General features: G+C 42.0%; 8 protein-coding genes. 2 read left to right on the top strand and 6 right to left on the bottom strand.

Annotated features, from left to right (window positions below; genetic code table 11):
- Positions 1–4: 4 nt before the first annotated feature.
- Positions 5–793 (bottom strand): MbnP family protein, encoded by a 789-nt coding sequence (locus HDF25_RS22380; protein WP_184628626.1) that lies wholly within the window; start codon positions 791–793, stop codon positions 5–7.
- Positions 794–938: 145 nt separating this feature from the next.
- Complete coding sequence (locus tag HDF25_RS22375) at positions 939–1,310, bottom strand: hypothetical protein (RefSeq protein WP_184628625.1); 372 nt, start codon at positions 1,308–1,310, stop codon at positions 939–941.
- 153 nt (positions 1,311–1,463) lie between these two features.
- On the opposite strand from HDF25_RS22375, the gene HDF25_RS22370 reads away from it, so the two are divergent.
- Positions 1,464–3,248 (top strand): ATP-binding protein, encoded by a 1,785-nt coding sequence (locus HDF25_RS22370; protein ID WP_184628624.1) that lies wholly within the window; start codon positions 1,464–1,466, stop codon positions 3,246–3,248.
- 41 nt (positions 3,249–3,289) lie between these two features.
- A complete protein-coding gene (locus HDF25_RS22365; RefSeq protein ID WP_184628623.1) occupies positions 3,290–4,714 on the top strand; it encodes a sensor histidine kinase in 1,425 nt (474 codons plus the stop codon).
- A 9-nt stretch (positions 4,715–4,723) separates the two neighbouring features.
- On the opposite strand, the gene HDF25_RS22360 is transcribed toward HDF25_RS22365, so the two are convergent.
- From HDF25_RS22360 to HDF25_RS22345, 4 genes are read right to left on the bottom strand one after another with little or no spacing between them, the layout of a single operon-like run.
- Positions 4,724–5,635, bottom strand: coding sequence for a PorP/SprF family type IX secretion system membrane protein (locus HDF25_RS22360; RefSeq protein ID WP_184628622.1), 912 nt, complete (start codon positions 5,633–5,635; stop codon positions 4,724–4,726).
- 10 nt (positions 5,636–5,645) lie between these two features.
- Positions 5,646–6,407, bottom strand: a complete 762-nt coding sequence (locus tag HDF25_RS22355) for a gliding motility-associated C-terminal domain-containing protein (RefSeq protein WP_184628621.1) — start codon at positions 6,405–6,407, stop codon at positions 5,646–5,648.
- 27 nt (positions 6,408–6,434) lie between these two features.
- Positions 6,435–7,892, bottom strand: a complete 1,458-nt coding sequence (locus HDF25_RS22350; protein ID WP_221450999.1) for a TlpA family protein disulfide reductase — start codon at positions 7,890–7,892, stop codon at positions 6,435–6,437.
- 7 nt (positions 7,893–7,899) lie between these two features.
- Entirely contained in the window at positions 7,900–19,098 is an 11,199-nt protein-coding gene (locus HDF25_RS22345) for a hypothetical protein (protein WP_184628620.1), read from the bottom strand.
- Positions 19,099–19,102: the final 4 nt, after the last annotated feature.

Raw genomic sequence — 19,102 nt, 5'->3', positions numbered from 1 at the left:
ATAGCTATTTAATAGATTTCACCGTAAAAACCTTAGTTGCATAATTAACAGCCACAGCCGCCATTACCGGTGCCTGAGATGCCCCGATTGAAGGTGTGGTCATGATATCTACCCCCTCCATAATTTTCGAGACATCCGTATTCAGAACAATAGCCGATGACTGTGTGCTTCCAATATGCAGTTCAACAGGCAGATTCAGAGATACTGTTTTAAAATTAGCGTTCAGTCCCGTTTCTATTTTCAGGTCTTTGGTTGTCGTACCATCAGTCACTTTTCCTTTAACTGACGAAAAAATATAACTGGTTGACCACATCCAGGACACATTTGTCATCCCATTAAGCTGCGACAGCTCGCCAGCCTGAAGACTCAGATTATTATTGTACCTTTCATCAACCCCGATAGAAAATCTGATACTTTTATAGTTGTCAGCAGGAATACCTGACAAAAGCACATCCTCTCTTTTATTAGCCGGATAGGTGAACTCACTGTTGGTAGTACTTGCATTATTTTCCTCAATCAGATAATAAGCATTAGGTACTAAAAATTCTACTCCCTTACTATTAATCAGGACCAGATTACTCACCCAATACCTGAGCTGAGTAAAATTCACGCTCTTTCCATTCAGATTAAAATCTTTGTTCAGTGCAAAATCAGCTGTTCCTAAAACAGTTTTAAAACTAAGTGTCATTTTACCCGAAGTTTCGTGTGTAGCAATAGGCTGTACACCATCATTTTTACGGCATGACGTAAATAGTATAACCGGTATCAGCAGTGTTAATAAAAATGCTTTCATTAGATATATATCGTTAGCTGAGGACAGACGTATAGAATAGTCTCCTCTGTTTATGTTTAAATAATTTAATAGTGGGCTGGACAAAGCACAGCCAGGCCAGATGTCTTCAGAAAAAACATCAGCATTTAGAGTAGTATTAAATAAATCAGACTAACTGAGGTGGATGGAATATTGCGAATGAACGTTGTATCGTATTTTGGGGCAGACATTCAGGATAAGTTATACGAAAAACAGATATTCTTACAGCTAAGGTTAATTTTTCCCCTGGTAGGACTTCCTGATAACGATTCTTTTGTTCGGCACGTTCCTGTTTTTTCTCCTTATCCTCTGTTTGCTTCAGCTTTTTCATCAGATAACAATGTCCGTTACAATGCATCCAGGGACGAGATTTATTTTCACAAAGGTTCGCTGCAATAAATTTTTGATTAGCCTCAAAACCAGCAAAAATGATAAACCTTGACAGGTTGGCACCTACCAGTGTGACTAATAAAATTACAGCAATCAAACGGTTTAACATTTAAGTACAAAGTTAAACATATAATATAGGCTTACAAACCCTTACGATGAATAACTTGTTTTTTATACTGAAACTAATATAAAAAGCTAATGTTTGACCATAACTACCTTATAAAACTCTTTTTTTTGTAATATTGGTAATCAGTTCAGGCTTATGAATATTATTATCAGGCTCAGAGAAAAATATGCTGCCTTATTAACAGATAAGCAAATTCCTTTAATGCAATCCAGGATTAAGATTCTGGCTTATGGATTAATCCTGATGATGGCCCTTTTAAGTCTGATTATCATCAATTCCCTCATCAGAGCTGATTATGCAACTTCCATGAGGTTATCTGTTTCGGTCATTACGATGTGTACTGCACAATATTTCCTGATTGAGAAAGGCAAATGGAGAATGTCTGCCCATCTTTTTTTATTGTCCCTTTGCAGCATTATCTGGACTAATCTCCTCCTCTATAATTTTGGGATTAACCTGGTCAGTCTTCAGTTATCACTCATTATTATCTCGGCAAGTTTCTATACACTGGGTAAAAACTGGGGGATAATTTATTCTCTGGCTAATGTACTGCCAATTGTTATCCATCTTTTAATTACCCGCAGCCAGCATGGGAAAATTACTGTAACCCCGTTACAACTCCATGATAATTCATTTATGCTTGCCCTGATAGTTAATTTTGGCATTCTGATCACTATGCATTATGAATTTTTCAAATCGTTTTTCAAAAGTCATTATAAAGAAAGAGAGCTGAATACCAAGCTGCAATCTGCTCTTCAGGAAGCTCAGGAAGCCACCCGTTTAAGATCAGATTTTCTCTCCTCTATGTCCCATGAACTACGGACTCCGTTACATGCCGTTATAGGACTGATCAATATACTGAGTGTCGAAAACCCCAGAAAGGATCAGGAAGAAAACCTGGCCATCCTTCGTTTCTCTGCCGAGAATTTATTAGCTCTTATCAATGACACACTGGATTTCAGTAAAATGAACGAGGACAAGATTATTCTAAACAAATCCCCGTTCAATCTGAATCTCCTTCTACAAAATATACTCGCTTCTTTCAAACCAAAAGCCGAGACAAGAGGCATTGATCTTAGGCTGAACATCGATTTCGAGAATGCACCTCTCCATATCATCGGCGATCAGACCCGTCTAACTCAAATATTAAATAATCTGATTTCGAATGCAGTCAAGTTTACCGATCAAACGGGCATTGTCGAGATTTCTATCAGTACCAAAACCCGTGACGAGGATGAAGTTACATTGCTTTTTACAATCAAAGACTCAGGTATAGGAATCCCTAAAAACAAACAGAGTATCATTTTTGAACCTTTTTTACAGGCCAATAATAATATAACCAAGCGCTATGGCGGAACAGGTTTGGGGCTTGCCATCGTTAAAAGGTTAATCAAACTCCACGAAAGTGAACTCATTCTCCAAAGTGAAGAAAATATCGGATCAGCATTCTCTTTTGAACTCCGGTACAAACTAACCCCAACAAGTACACCACAGGAAAATTCTCCCGCAGTGACTACAGTTATTTCTTCCATCAGTAATCTCAATATTCTGATTGCTGAAGATAACATCATCAATATCATGCTGCTCAAAAAGATCCTGGATCAGTGGAACTGCAACTATTCTCTCTCCAAGAATGGTAAAGAAGCCTTGGATATGGTAAAAACGGGAGCATTTGACGTTGTATTAATGGATATTCATATGCCTGTAATGGATGGTTTTGAAGCCTCCAGACAAATTAGAGAATTACCAGACGTCAATATCTCCAAGATTAAAATCATTGCTCTTACCGCCTCCAGCGATGTAGACATTCAGCAATCATTCAGTTATACCTATCTTGATGATTATCTGACCAAACCATTTTCATCTCAGCTGTTAAAAGAAAAACTGGAGGCTGTAGTTCAGCAACAATCAGGTAAGTAACAATGGCCCCCTTGTTGCTTAATTACAATAGTTAAAACAATATGAAACTTAACACTCTGCACCCGCTCCAGCATATTTACGGTAAGAGAACTGTTCAGTTATTAATCCTGATTATTTTCAGTACTATCCTGATCAATGGTATATTCTTTTTCCATCTTATTCATCAGAATAAAGAGAGTTTAAGAAAAAGAGAGCTCAACGAAAAGGCAATGCTGCTGACCAGGAGAATACTGGGTAATATGAAGGACGCGGAAATCGGAGAACGTGGTTACATCCTGACTGGCCGGAAGAAATATATACTTCCATATACCAGGGCAATTGAAGTCGTTTCTGTCAATCAGCAAAGATTGACCAATCATATCAAAAGGAATTTTAATATAGATAACATAGCAGATGTCAACGCGATGAACAAAGCAATTGCTGTTAAGCGTGCGGAACTCGAAAAAACAATCCAACTAAAAAATGAGCACAAAGACGCAATGGTCATTGAAGAAATAAACTCTGATCTGGGAGAAAATGAGATGAATAAGATCAGGGAAATATGCAATGGCATGCTGAAAAATTTTTATCAGAACATTAAACAAGAAGATCAGAAGGTATCAGAGACACTAAGCAGGGCAAAAATCAGCATCTTGTTCTTCAGTACCATTGTGATCATTGGAATAGGTGTCATGCGTGTTAAACTGATCAACCGGCAAACACAGATTATCAATCTCTTTGAAGAATTGGAAACGCAAAACACCAGGCTGATTATCCATCAGCAGGAACTAAGAAATTTAAGTGAGAATTTTTCATCCCGGAATTCCGAACTCGAGCATTTTGCACATATTATCTCTCATGATCTTCGCGGCCCGTTAAACAACATATTATCCCTGATTAAAATTATAGAAGAGGAAGGAAGCACCAGGATAAATACACCACCGTTTATGATGTTAAAGAATGCATCATCAGGATTATTTCATAAACTTGATGACCTTATTATTCTACTCAAACAGCGAAAAAACGGGTTACTACTTAAAGAAAAAGTCAGTTTTCCTCAACTATTGGATGAAGTTAAAGTCAACCATAAAATTCAGATAGAAGAATCACAAACCATCATCACAGCCGACTTCGGTGAAGCTGATGAGGTTCCTTTTGTCAAGGTATATATGCAAAGTATACTGCAGAACCTGATTACTAACGCGATTAAATATAGAGATCCGGCGCGCGTAAATCATATCTCTTTAAAAACTTATAAACTGGAAGACACCGTACAGTTGGTGATTGCAGATAACGGTAAAGGCATAGATCTGACCAGATATGGTAATGAGATTTTTGGCTTGTTTAAAACCTTCCATACCGGACAGGACAGTCATGGTATTGGGTTGTATCTCGTAAAAAAACAGACACTGGAAATGGGTGGGGACATAACCGTTAAAAGCGAAACCGGTAAGGGAACAACCTTTACAATAGTTATTCCCTCCTGATTTTTCTGGCTATCTGCGCTGGTCTTTTAATAAATTGATTTTAAGGTTAATTTCAAAATCACCACCAGTCCGTTGACGTTCACCCGCCAGCTGGCTGGTATAAAACCCCTGTATAAAGAAATTCTCATAATTTAAACCTACACCAAAAGTGGAACTTTTATCACTGTGATACATTCCCAGAATAGAAATCAGGTTGTTTTCCATTTTAAGGTTAGTGCCGATGTCCCAGATATTATCAATGTCTTTTGCCCCCCTGAAACTGATCTTCGGTTCTATAGAGACAACATCCAGTGTCGTCCCAATCTTATAAGACATCGCAAGCAGATATGTGGAGCCATCCACAGTATTTTGATTATCCTTATTAAAAAACTTCTTCAGGTTAGGCAAAGCCCCCTGTAAAGTCAGTCTTTCCGTTGTATAAGCCATCCCGAAATCCCCATCGACATAACCTTTGCGCTGATTAAACCTGGCCGGTAATACATCATCAGGGTTTGCAATAATATTCTGTTCATCCAGACGCTGTTTCATCACGCCCAGTGAAATTCCGAAATGGAGTTCCCTGTTATCTATATTTAAGGGTAAATGATAGGCATAAGTCCCCATTACACGCGTACGCCCAATTAATCCTGCCTTATCATTATACACGTTAAAACCCACTCCAACTTTATCCACAACACGGTAATCGCCACTCACTGCCATAGTCACCGGCGACCCTGGTATAGCCCTCCACTGGTTACGGTAACTCATATTGATATTCATCCCCTGATCCATTCCTGCAAAAGCCGGATTACTGATATATTGATTCTCATAATACTGTGTCCCCAGTGGCCTTATCTGCGCCCGGCTTTCCCCGACCCCAGTAAACATGAAGATCACTGTCAAAATTATAGAAACACTATGCTGAAGTATAGATTTAATCATCTTGTATATTTTATTGTTCTTTCACTATTGTAATAAATCCGGTCTTTTTAGACTTACCCGAATCGATGTAAAGGATATAGTAATAAGTATCCTCTGGTAATGGATTGCCATTAAACGTTCCATCCCATGTGTTGTCATAGCCAATTTTACTATAAACTACCCTTCCTTCCCTGTCAAATATTTTCAGTTCATTATTCGGATATTGCTGGATATTCTTTACGATCCAGACATCATTTTTCCCATCTCCATTGGGAGTGATCATATTATTGGCTTCAATATCCTTATACATGATAGCAGATGTTGACACCATACTCACCGCATTGACATCAGCAAAGATTATGGGTTTGGCGAACAACTGTCCCACATAATGCTCATTCGGAGAAGCCACACTTTCCTGAACCAGATTGTAATCCTTATAATTATTACTGGTTGTTTTCGAATAAGCCAGTACAAGATCTTTAGCCTCATTCCCATTCAGTTCTATGTCCTGGAAACTCAAAGCAAGTTCCCCCTGAAAAGTAACTGGCCGGTTGAACCGGTACATCCGCTGAATACTGTTAAATCTTGGCCAGATCACCACCGAAGGGTGCATCGCGACAATCAGATTATTAAAACCCCAGTCATTAGAAGGAACAAGTGTTAATCCATCCGTACTGAATACCGTTCCATTCTGAATAAACAAACCTTCAGACCCCACACTTAACTGAGCCTTTAAAGCCTGACCGGAGAATAATATCAGCCCAATGGAAAGAGAGACAATTATCTTCTTCATTTTATTTTTCATCAGAGTATATATTGTTTATTTCATAGCTGCCTTCAGCTGTTCAACTGTTTCGGGCAAAGCGACAATCTTGTTGGTTTTAGCATCTACCAGAACCATTGTAGGGGTAGACAAAACAAAATAAGCGTTAGCTTCCGGGCTTCTGATCCCCTGTTCAGCCCGCTGATGTTTAAAGGCCGGAAGATTAACTTTAGCCTTTTCCCACGCAGGAATTTCCGTCTCTGTTTCATCCAGACTAATGGCAAATACATCCATCATATCTCTGTTAGCTCCCTCCTGGTACCAGGGATGAAGCTGATCCAACAGTTCTTTACAATGCTGGCATTCGGCCGACCAGAACAGGACAAGTTTATATTTAGCTTCGGTTTTATATTGCTGAAACTGTACCGTTTTACCTGAAGTCAGTCTCCAGCTAAAATCAGGAGCAACAGATCCCGTTACCAGAGTTTCCATTCCCTTCAGCCTTTGTTCGATAGCTTTTCGTTTTGCGGTCAGACAGAGAGGATCGTTCAGATAAGGTTCCAGCATCTTAATACCCGCGGTCATATTAAAACTTTCAAACCCCGTATAGAAGTAATCGACCATCCATCCGTAAACTAAAGGATGTCCCAGTTTTGCCCGTTCAACCGCTCGTTTTCCGGCAAGCGTAAACAGAGAATCCCGGAGCTGAATAGTTGTAGACATTGTTCCATAAATATTCACATACTTATCCATCCAGTCTTTCAGATCGGCCGTTTTGAGAATCATTGGGTTTTTAAAATCCATTCCGTCAAAATAATGCGCGATTACACTATTCATCCTGTCACTACCGTTTCCTTTCCATAAAATCGGAGAGATATACTGGAAAGCAAAACCATTACTCACAAAGGCATTTTTATGCTGTTCTATCTGTGCACCGACCCATTTATTGTAAGTCAGTCTTCTTTGTTCATACTCTTCAGTACCCAGATTAAAAAACTTAGATTCCGGCTGGTCATAGTTCATCAGAAAATTTTGCAGCAGACCTAACTGTTCCCGCTGTTTCATATTGTCCCGCGAGAACCTGTCAAACAAAGTGTTCTCTATTTCCCCCTTCTGGAAGTAAGTACTATCCGGATGATTCAATGCTTTAGGACGGGCCCATAGTTCCAGGTTCTGACTACTCACAAAAATGTGTTTCTCTGCCGGATAAGGATTACTCGTTTCTTTTTCCTGATAATCAAACCGCAGTACGAACTCTGCTGGCAACTGAATTTTAGAAATATTAAGAACAGCTGTTTCTCCATTCTTTATGCCCGGATTTTCAGAAACCGTTTTCAGCGATGAACCCGATATGGACAATAAGGTAATCTTACTTTTATATACTCCCGACAAATGTATTTTCAGATTGACGTCCTGCCCTTTTGACTTTATGCCCAGCAGACATAAACAAGCAACAGGTAACAACCGCATTACATTTTTCATTTTTTCACCACTCATTTTATATTTATTATTCATTCCACAATTAATCTTTTAAACAACGTATAGGTACTCCGGTGGCTTTATCTGTATAAGAATTAGCAGTATTAAAGAAACAAATTCCATAAGGACTACTACTGTACTGTGTATTACTCCAATACATTATAACTGTGCCTCTTCCAGTGATAACACCAGTATTATAAGGCAGATATCCTGCACCATGAAGTTTTAATTCTGAACTGTATACCTGTGCTTGAGTTTGCCAGTACTGAGGCGGAGCAGCAGCAGCCGTCCATTCTGTATTTGTAGGGATTCTCCATCCTGTACCTAACAGCAATGCACAAGGATCATTTGCAGGTAGCCAGGATAGATTTTCGCTATTAGTTATCACCCATGGTTTAACTGCATTGGTTGGAGTCCTGCCAACAGCATCATACTTATAACCCTGCGAACGGTTAAACTGCCAGTACCAGCCAGACGAAGCCTCTGTAGCATCAGCTAATGACGAAGCCTGCTGGTCTGCACCTAGATTCTGAGTAATCCAGCATTTTGAAGCTCCCGAAATATTGCTACTTACTGTTCCATAAGTCACCGTTTTATCAACAGGTGCCCCATTTACCCCTGCTTTATGAACCACAGTAAAAGGATTACAAATTTTAAAACTGCTCACTACCGGACTATAGCTTGTACCTTCGCTGTTTGTTGCATAGGCCCGAACATAGTAAGTTGGCCCTTCTGTCAAACTAGGCAATGTTGTTTTGATAACTCCTGTTCCCTTATCCAGAGCAATAACATTATCCTGTATGGTCGGTGTACCTGTAGTATTCCATACCACCCCCCTTGCCGTTACCGGTGCTCCACCATCATTAGTTACAGTAGCCGAACCATTAGCAGAATTAGCCGTCATCTCAGCAACAGGTATAACTACATTACTTACTGAAGGCACATTCTTCGCCAGTTGATCTCTCAGACAACGGATTGGAAATCCAGAAGCTTTATCAGCGTAAGAAACCCCATTACCATTAAACAAAATGTTACCATAACTAACGCTCGCATTCTGTGTACTGCTCCAGTAAGCCATATAACTGCCTCTGGAAGTCAAAACAGCAGTATTAAGAGTTAAATATCCTGCACTATGAATCTTCAGTTCCGACCCATAAGCTGCAGCCTGATTAATCCAGTTTTGAGGAGGTGCCACCGCCGTCGCCCATTCGGTTGAGGTCGGCAGTCGCCATCCGCCACCAAGTAGCTGGACACAAGGATCATTAGCAGGTAACCAGTTTAAATTTTCACTGTTACTTGCAACCCATGGAGTCCACGCGTTATTAGGCGTCCGGGTTGCACCGTCATGTTTAAAACCCTGGACCCTGTTGAACTGCCAGTACCAGCCAGAAGAAGCCTCGGTATTATCATCAACTGTATTGGCCTGTTTGTCGGCTCCCAGGTTTTGCGTGATCCAGCATCTGGCAGCACCCGATATACCACTATTTACGGTTCCATATGTTACCGTTTTATCAACAGGCGCTCCATTTAATCCCGCTTTATGAATTACCGTAAATGGATTACAAATTTTAAAGCTACTCACCAGTGGGCTGTAATTTGTGCCGGTACTATTTGTGGCATAAGCACGCACATAATAAGTTGGCCCTTCTATCAGACTAGTCAATGTTCCCTTAAGGTTCCCTGTTCCCGTTCCCAGATTAATCACATTATCCGCAAGTGTAGGTGTACCCGTAGTATTCCATACCAGACCACGTGAGCTAACTGCAGAGCCACCATCATTAGTAACCGTAGCCAAACCATTAGCCGTATTCACTGTCATCTCAGCAACAGGAACAACTACGTTAGTTACCGATGGAATATTTTTCGCCAGGGTATCACGCAGACAGCGGACAGGTAAAGCATTCGCTTTATCTGCATAACTTACAGTATAACCATTAAAGAAATAATTACCATAAGGAGAACTAGTGTACTGTGTACCGGTCCAGTAACTCATATTGGTGCCTCTGACAGTTAAAGCACCCGTGTTATAGGCCAATAATCCTGCATTATGAAGTTTTAATTCCGATGCATAAGCTGCCGCTGTACCACCCCAGTTTTGAGGAGGTGCCGCTGCTGCTGCCCACTCTGCTGAGGTTGGCAGACGCCATCCGCCACCTAGAAGTAATATACAAGGATCATTGGCAGGTAACCAGGATTGATTTTCACTTATACTTCCAATCCATGGGGTCCAGGCATTGTTCGGTGTACGGTTAGTTCCATCATTTTTATAACCCTGTAATCTGTTAAACTGCCAGTACCATCCGGCAGAAGCTTCAGTAGCATCACCGACAGCAGTAGCCTGCTGATCCGAACCCAGGTTTTGCGTAATCCAGCATCTGGCAGCACCCGAAATATTAGTACTTATTGTTCCGTAAGTCACTGTTTTATCAACAGGTGCACCATTTAGTCCGGCTTTATGAATTACTGTAAATGGATTACAGATTTTAAAACTGCTCACCAGCTGACTGTAATTTGTTCCTGAACTATTAGTTGCAAATGCACGAACATAATAAGTTGGCCCTTCTGCAAGGTTGGCCAGTATACTCTTGATTGCGCCAGTTCCTGTTCCCAGATTAACTATATTATCCGCAAGCGTAGGGGTACCCGTAGTATTCCATACCAGACCTCGCGCGCTTATTGCAGAACCGCCATCATTGGTAACTGTAGCATAACCATTAGCCGTATTCACTGTCATCTCAGGAACTGGTACAGTTACATTCGTTACCGAAGGAAGATTTTTCGTCAATGTATCACGCAGACAACGGACTGGCATAGCATAAGCTTTATCAGCATAACTTACGGTATAACCATTATAGAAATAATTACCATAAGAAGCGCTGCTGTATTGCGTACTGGCCCAGTAACTCATGTTAGTACCTCTCGCACTTAACACACTCGTGTTGTTAGCCATTAATCCTGCGTTATGCACTTTTAACTCTGACGCATACGCTAATGCCGCACCTGTCCAGTTTTGCGGAGGTGCAAGCGCCGTAGCCCATTCGGTTGATGTAGGAAGACGCCATCCACCACCTAACAATTGTATACAAGGATCATTAGCAGGTAACCAGTTTAAGTTCTCACTGTTACTTCCAACCCATGGGGTCCAGGCATTATTTGGTGTGCGGTTAGTCCCGTCATTTTTATACCCCTGTAATCTGTTAAACTGCCAGTACCATCCGGCAGATGCCTCGCTGTTATCATTTACAGCAACAGCTTGCTGATCTGAGCCCAGGTTTTGGGTGATCCAGCATCTGGCAGCTCCCGAAATACTAGTATTTACGACTCCATAAGTTACTGTTTTATCTACAGGCGCTCCATTTAAGCCTGCCTTGTGAATGGCAGTAAAAGGAATACAAATCTTAAAGCTATTGATCAGCGGGCTATAAGCAGTACCCTCACTATTAGTTGCAAATGCACGAACATAATAAGTAGGTCCTTCCACTAAACCAGTAATTGTACCAGTAATATCACCTGTTCCTTTACCAACGAGAACAACATTGTCGGCCAGGGTAGGTAAACCTGTCGTATTCCATACCAATCCTCTTTTAGTGACCGAAGCCCCTCCGTCGTTGGTCACAGTAGCCAAACCATTTGCCGAATTAGCCGTCATACTGGCTACCGGCAAAGTCACATTACTTATAGAAGGAATACTTTTCACCTGTGCATCCCTCAGACAACGGATTGGCATAGCATAGGCTTTATCAGCATAACTCACCTGGTTTCCATTGTAAAAATAATTAGCATAAGGAGAACTGCTATACTGTGTGCTGCTCCAGTAACTTGTGTTTGCCCCTCTTGAAGCTAAAACACCATTATTACTCGCCATTAAACCTGCAGCATGGAGTTTTAATTCTGTAGCAAAAGCATCAGCAATACTAGTCCAGTTTTGCGGTGATCCGATTACCTTTACCCACTCCGTTGATGTTGGAATACGCCAGCCGCCACCAAGTAACTGAACACAAGGATCATTTGCTGCTAACCAATTTGAATTCTCACTATTACCTGTGATCCATGGAGTCCAGGCATTATTAGGTGTACGGTTTGTTCCGTCATTTTTATATCCTTGTACCTTGTTAAACTGCCAGTACCATCCGGCAGCTGCCTCACTGTTATCATTTACTGCAATTGCCTGCTGATCAGCCCCCAGATTTTTAGTAATCCAGCATTTAGCCTCACCTGACATAATACTATTGAATGAACCATAAGTCACTGTTTTATCAACAGGTGCACCATTTAATCCAGCCTTATGAATTACAGTAAAAGGTTTACATATTTTGAAACTCATTTCAGCAGAATAGCTTGTTCCCACGCTATTCGTTGCAAAGGCTCTGACATAGTAGGTTGGGCCTTCTACCAGTCCGGTAAATACCGTGCTCATACTTCCTATACCCGTACCACTTAAAATCACATTATTATCCAGTGAAGGACCCGTTGAAGTATCCCAGACAAAACCTCTCGCAGTAACATCAGCTCCACCATCATAAGTTACCGCAGCCGTTCCTGTAGCCGTATTCTGGGTCATATTGCTAATAGTCACTGGACCAACTACAGGAAGTACTGCAGGTGTATTTAAACTATCCAGTTTACCATAAGCAGTCCCCACACTATTAGTAGCATATGCCCTGAAATAGTATTTGGTAGCTAAGGCCAACGGACCAACCTTACTGGTAAATACCCCTGGGCCAGTACCATCGGCTGTTTTGGTTGTTAAAGCTGTTGTCGGATCTTTAGCAACATCCCAGATTACCCCTCTTGCCGTAACAGTCGCACCACCATCATTCGTAATTTCACCACCACTTGTAACCGAAGTACTTAGGATATTAGTTGCCGGACTTGTTTTCACACTTGGTATATCCAATGTGGTTAAGCTATCCAGGTTACCGTAACTAGTTCCCATACTGTTGGTAGCATAAGCCCTGACATAATATTTTGTACCTTTTATCAATCCTGTAATATTGGTTACAAAACCACCTGCACCTGTACCATTCGATGACTGATTAACCCCACCAATTACCGGATTTGGCACAATACCCCAAACCAGTCCTCTGGCAGTTACCGGTACCCCTCCGTCACTCGTAATTGTTCCTCCCGAATTGGCTGTTATTGTCGTGACCAGACTAGGTTTCGTTGTAGTCAATGAAGCCAGCGAAGGTGTTGTGAACGTAGTTGATTTCGCACTATAACCCGTACCAATTACATTCTTACCATATGCCCATACAAAATATTTTGTGGCTGGTAATAGACTGGTCATTGTACCCGTAATTGATGTACCTGAAGCACCTACTGACAGATTGTTATTTAACCAGTCAGGAATTACATCTGCGGTATTCCAGATCAGACCAAGATCTGTGATCGCCGATCCGCCATCTGAGACCAGGTTCGCAGTTCCATCTGCACTGTTCATTTTCAGATTAGCAATCGCCACCTGACTTAACGAGGGCACAATGGCCGAAGTTGTAAAGGTCAGTTCATTACCATAAGCAGTTCCTGCGCTATTCGTTGCAAATGCGCGGATATAATAAGTAGTACCCGGTATAAGTCCGGCAAAGACATTGCTGAATGTACCCGTACCTGCTGTACCATTGATAATCTTGGTTGGCAGTGCGATAGTTGGCGAACTGGTTAAGCTCCAGACTAAACCTCTGGTGACAACCGGCATCCCTCCGTCATCTGTGACTATTCCACCACCTACGGCCGAAATACCTTGTATTGCTGTAACTGGTACCGTACTTAATGTTGGCAACATTACAGTATTGGTTTTAAGAACGATCTGACTACCATAAGTTATCCCTACCATATTCGTTGCATAGGCTCTTACATAATAAGTAGTATTTGCTTTTAAACCAGTAAGCGTCGCTGTGAAACTACCTATTCCCTGAGTCAGCTGATCTACAGTTTTTGTACTCAGATCAATAGTTGGATTATCATAGGTGCCCCATACAATTCCTCGACTGGTAATAGCCGTCCGTCCGTCATCAGTGATTTTCCCTCCACTGACTGCACTTGTAGCCAAGATGTTAGTTGCAGGAGTAGTCGCTGTTAAGGTAGGAACAGCCAGTGTTGTAAATGATTTTTCCAATCCATAGGCCACGCCGATACCATTAACCGCATAGGCCCTTACATAATAAGTAGTATTCTGCAACAAACCAGTCATACTACTGGTAAAAGTTCCATCCCCAAAATCCACATCACTGGTCTTGGTTAATAAAGATATTGTCGGATTTTGTGAAGTACTCCAGACGATTCCCCGTTTGGTGACCAGCGCACCACCATCTTTCACAATTTCTCCACCACTTACAGCCGTTACGCCTGTAATTGATGTAATGATATTGGTATTCAGAATAGGTGAAGTAGGAAATATAGAAGTCATCAGCTGATTTCCATAAGCTGTCCCTGCACTGTTAGTGGCATAAGCACGTATATAATAAGTGGTACTCCTGTCCATAGGGTTAATCTCACTGATAAAATTCCCTATACCCGTTCCATTAACCGTCTTATTCGTGACAACTGTATCAGGTTTAAAATTTGCTCTTTTACTCCAGATCAAACCGCGTGCAGTAACCGGATTTCCACCATCCGAAGTGATAGTCCCTCCGCTGCTAATGGAATTATCTGAAGTAACCACCGCATCATTCGTTGTCACACTCGCCAGAATAGGTGTAGTGGTAAAACTGATTTCATTACCATAGGCAGTACCAATAGAATTGGTCGCATAAGCTCTGACATAATATTTGGTAGCTGGTTTCAATCCTGCCAGTCTGCTGGTGAACACACCATTTCCGGCGTCACTCGTTTTAGTGATCAGACCAATTGTTGGATTAGGGCTGATGCTCCAGCATATCCCCTGTGCAGTTAAAGGTGTTCCTCCTGTCTGATTGATCACACCTCCACTTACTGCCGTCGTTCCGGTAACAGAAGAGATATTGATCGTAGTCAGTGAAGGAATATCCGGTGTTGTAAAACTAATTTCATCTCCATAGGCTGTACCTACCCGGTTCGAAGCATAAGCCCGTATATAATAAGTTGTTCCAGGAATCAGTCCGGTAAGTTTACTGATAAATTGTCCTTTACCCGCTCCCGCCTGAACCGTTCTGCCTGAAGCCGGAACCAGGTCAGGATTAAAGCCCGGCTGAGTACTCCAGACCACCCCGCGCGTATCGGCAACGACACCTCCCTCATCACTGATAATCCCACCGCTGGATGCCGTATTTCCTGTGATCTGTGTAGGCGCTATAGTAGTTAAAGTACTCAATCCCGGAGGATAGGTAGTAAAACTTACCTGCTGGCCATAAGCTGCACCAGCCATCGTTATCGCATAAGCCCTGACATAATATTTAGTATCAGGAAGCAAATCCTTTAGCTGGCTGTCGAAACTTCCGATACCTGCACCGTTACTGGTTGTATTTGCTGAAGAAGCATCCGGTGTAAAATTAGAGACTGTACTCCATACGACTCCCCTTCCAGTAACCGGTGAACCTCCAGCAGCCGTAACTGTTCCACCCACCATTGCAGAAGTATTTGAAACCTGAGCAGGTGAATTCGTAGTCAGCGTTGCATAATCAGGTGTCGTAAAACTGATTATATTTCCATATGAGGTTCCGGCAATACTGACCGCATAAGCACGAACATAATAAGTTGTTCCGGGAACCAGTTTTTTCATATAGCTAACAAAAATCCCCTTCTCATAACCTGTATCTGCAGTCCTGTTTGTTGTAACTGTATCTGGTGCAAAATCAGGGTCAGTACTCCATACAATTCCTCTGGTACTCACCAGCGCACCACCATTGCTGGTAATCTCACCACCTGAAGTTGCAGTCGTAGCTGTGATCTCTGTTGCCTTTGCTGTAATTACCGTAGTTGGAACCGGTGGTTTTGTGGTCAGACTATCCAGGTTTCCATAACCCGTACCAGCAAAGTTGGTGGCAAAAGCACGTACATAATAAGTCGTTGAACCCATCAGGTCTTTAAGTGCTGCAGTAAAATTTCCCGTACCCGAACCTGCTATAGTATTCTGATCACTCAGTCTAGGATTTTTTGAAGTACTCCAGCAGATACCATTACTACTGATATAAGTTCCGCCATTACTGATAATACTACCTCCGCTGGTAGCCGATGTGCTGGTAATTGTTGAAGTAATTGGTTTCAGTGTAGTCAGTGAAGGTACACTTGGCGTTCTTAAAACAATCTCATTACCAAATACCAGACCAACCGGATTGATCGCATAGGCATGCACATAGTAGGTTGTTCCAGGTGATAAATTGTTTAACATACTGACAAAATCATCAGTAGATTGCTGAATAGTTTTCTGCCTGGTAGCCGTATCCGGCTGAAAACCCGAAACTGTGCTCCAGACAATTCCATTCATTGTCAGTAAAGCCCCGCCATTACTGATGAGCTTCCCGCCACTTAGCGCATTGGTCCCATTAATCTCTGTTGCTTCTTTCGTCGTAATTATCGGAAGGACCGGCGCACTGGTACTAAAAGTAATTTCATTTCCATAAGCAATACCCGCGCTGTTAATCGCATAGGCACGGACATAATATGTTGTATTTCCTAATAATTTAGGGATAGTATGTATAAATGTGCCGACCCCTGAACCAGTTTGTGTTTTGGTAGGTAGATCAATAGTTGGATTTGGTTTCGTGTTCCACACGATTCCGCTTCTGGTTACTTTATCCCCTCCGTCACTAAAAATATCACCACCACTTACTGCGTCTATACTGGTGATACTACTTGCCTGAGTCGTAATCAGTGAAGGAATTGTAAAAGTTTTAAAATTGACTTCCTCACCGAAAGTGACCCCAATACTATTCACTGCATAGGCTCTTACATAATATGTTTTGTTAGGTACAAGCCCTGTAATTGTGCTATTGAACTGACCTGGGCCACCCGTTTCCTGAGTTTTGGTGGACAGAGAAAGACTGGGTGTGAAATTTGCCGTCTGGCTCCACACCACTCCTCTTGAAGTGATTTCTGCTCCCCCGGTTGAAGTCACCACTCCACCGCCCGTTGCAGTAGCTGCCAATGTTGCCAGAATAGGGGATGTAACCACAGCCGGCTTATCGGGTGGCCCGGTTACGAATGAACTTACATTTCCATAGCTGATCCCGACATTATTGATTGCATAAGCTCTCACATAATATTTGGTATTCCCCATCAATCCAGTGATGTCACTTACAAAAGTACCGCTTCCAGAGCCATTAGTGCTATGCGGATCATCAATAGAAGGGTTATTTGTCGTGCTCCAGCATACCCCCCGGGTATTCACCGGCATCCGGCCATCATCCACAATATTTCCACCGCCGCTTCCCGTAATATTAGTCAGCAGAACCGCAGGGTTTGTCGTCAGATCAGGGACCTGTGGGGTTCTGAATTTAAATTCTTCTCCATAAGCTGTCCCCATACTATTAATCGCATAAGCCTTCACGTAATACATGGTTCCCGGAGATAAAGAAGTCAGGTAACTCCTGAATACACCCTTACCACCATTGGTCACATTTTGTTCAGCTTTAGTAGTTAAATCTGTAGTAGGATTCGGATCTGTACTCCATACAATTCCCCGTTTAGTAATCAGCGAGACACCATTGCTGGTAATATCTCCGCCACTCATGGCTATTGTTCCGTCATAACTTGCAAAGTTACCATCCACATGACTTGCTGCATCATAATTTAATGGAGCCAGTGTTGTTAAAGTGGGCAGAGAGGTGGTGATAAAACTGGATTCACTGCTATAACTTATCCCGACACTATTTTTTGCATAAGCCCGTACATAATACAGTGTTCCTTGCTTCAGACCAGTAATATTGCAGACAAACGTTCCAATATCAGTAGGATTAACCGTAGTCGAAGGGCCATAGGTAAAGTTCACCCTGTCAGTACTCCAGCTCATTCCGCGCTCAGTCACGACCTCTCCCCCATTATTAATAATGGTTACTTCACTAACTGCTGAAACATCGGTAATATCTACAATCTTAATATTTGGTGAGCTCAGTACAGGTGCCGTGGCTGCGGGTGTTGTAAACTGCAACAGGTTACCATAAGCCTTACCAATAATATTGACGGCATATGCCCGTACATAATAAGTTGTATTTTTGAGCAGGTCAATCAGCCGGCTTGGAAATGTTCCAACACCAGAACCATCCAGACTAATTACTGCATCCTGATCATCTTTTGGATCTCCTGTCGAACTCCAGGTGATACCACGGGCAGTAACCGGTGCCCCACCGTCACTGCTGATTATCCCGCCACTATTGGCCATAATCGGGAAAATATTATCTATATCCAGTGTAATAATTGATGGCAATGAAGCCATTGCCGAAGTAAAAGTCAGATCTTCTCCATAGACCACACCCGAACTGTTTACTGCATAGGCGCGAACATGATAAACCGTATTCGCCTGCAAACCGGATATAATCCCGGGAAATAAGCCCACATCAGTTCCGAATATCAGGTTTCTTGTTTTAGTCGTTAATGTTGTATCAGGATAAATACTGGTGCTCCAGCATATCCCCTGGAGAGTTACTGCTGAACCCCCATTGTTCATAATATTTGCTCCGCTTATTGCAGAAACATTCGTGATTTTAGTAGGTATAATTGTTGAAATTACCGGCAGGCAACTGACGTCTTTCCACACCGTACCGTCATAATAACGAATAGCCCTGGATACTGTGTTAATATAAATTGCCCCGGCCGATAAACCCAGAGGCGCAGGGTTAGTTGTCAGCACCGGGAGCTTAGAAATTTTCAGCCCGCTGTTTGTTGAAAAACCATTGTGAGGCGTAAAACTACTCTTTGCCAGTAATTCGGCTACTGCATACCACGAATTACCATCATTGACTCTCATGGTATGATCCGTTTTGGAAAAATAGACTCCTCCCGAGGAAGCAGCTCCTGCAGGTTCAGCATCCAGAGAAGATAAATATGGGATTCCGGTTTTGACTTCCAGGTAATCCTTCACTGTAGCAGTATTAATATTACTGCTGCATAACGTTTCCCAGGTTGCCCCATTATAGATCATTGGCTGTTTATCCGTATTACTGTAGATCAGCATTCCGGGTAAAGGAGTAGCCACTGTTACAGGATCAATCGCCGGAAGATGAGGAACACCACCAATAACCCTAAAAAATGCCTGTGCCGAAACTGAAGCAGTTCCGGCAAGCAATAAGAAAATTATAATCTTTATCGTATGGTATAATGTCTTCAAAATT

The organism is Pedobacter cryoconitis (genome assembly GCF_014207135.1).
GTDB classification, from domain to species: Bacteria; Bacteroidota; Bacteroidia; order Sphingobacteriales; family Sphingobacteriaceae; genus Pedobacter; species Pedobacter cryoconitis_D.
The sequence above is the reverse complement of the archived record's forward strand: the minus strand, read 5'-3'. Positions and strand labels throughout refer to the sequence as shown.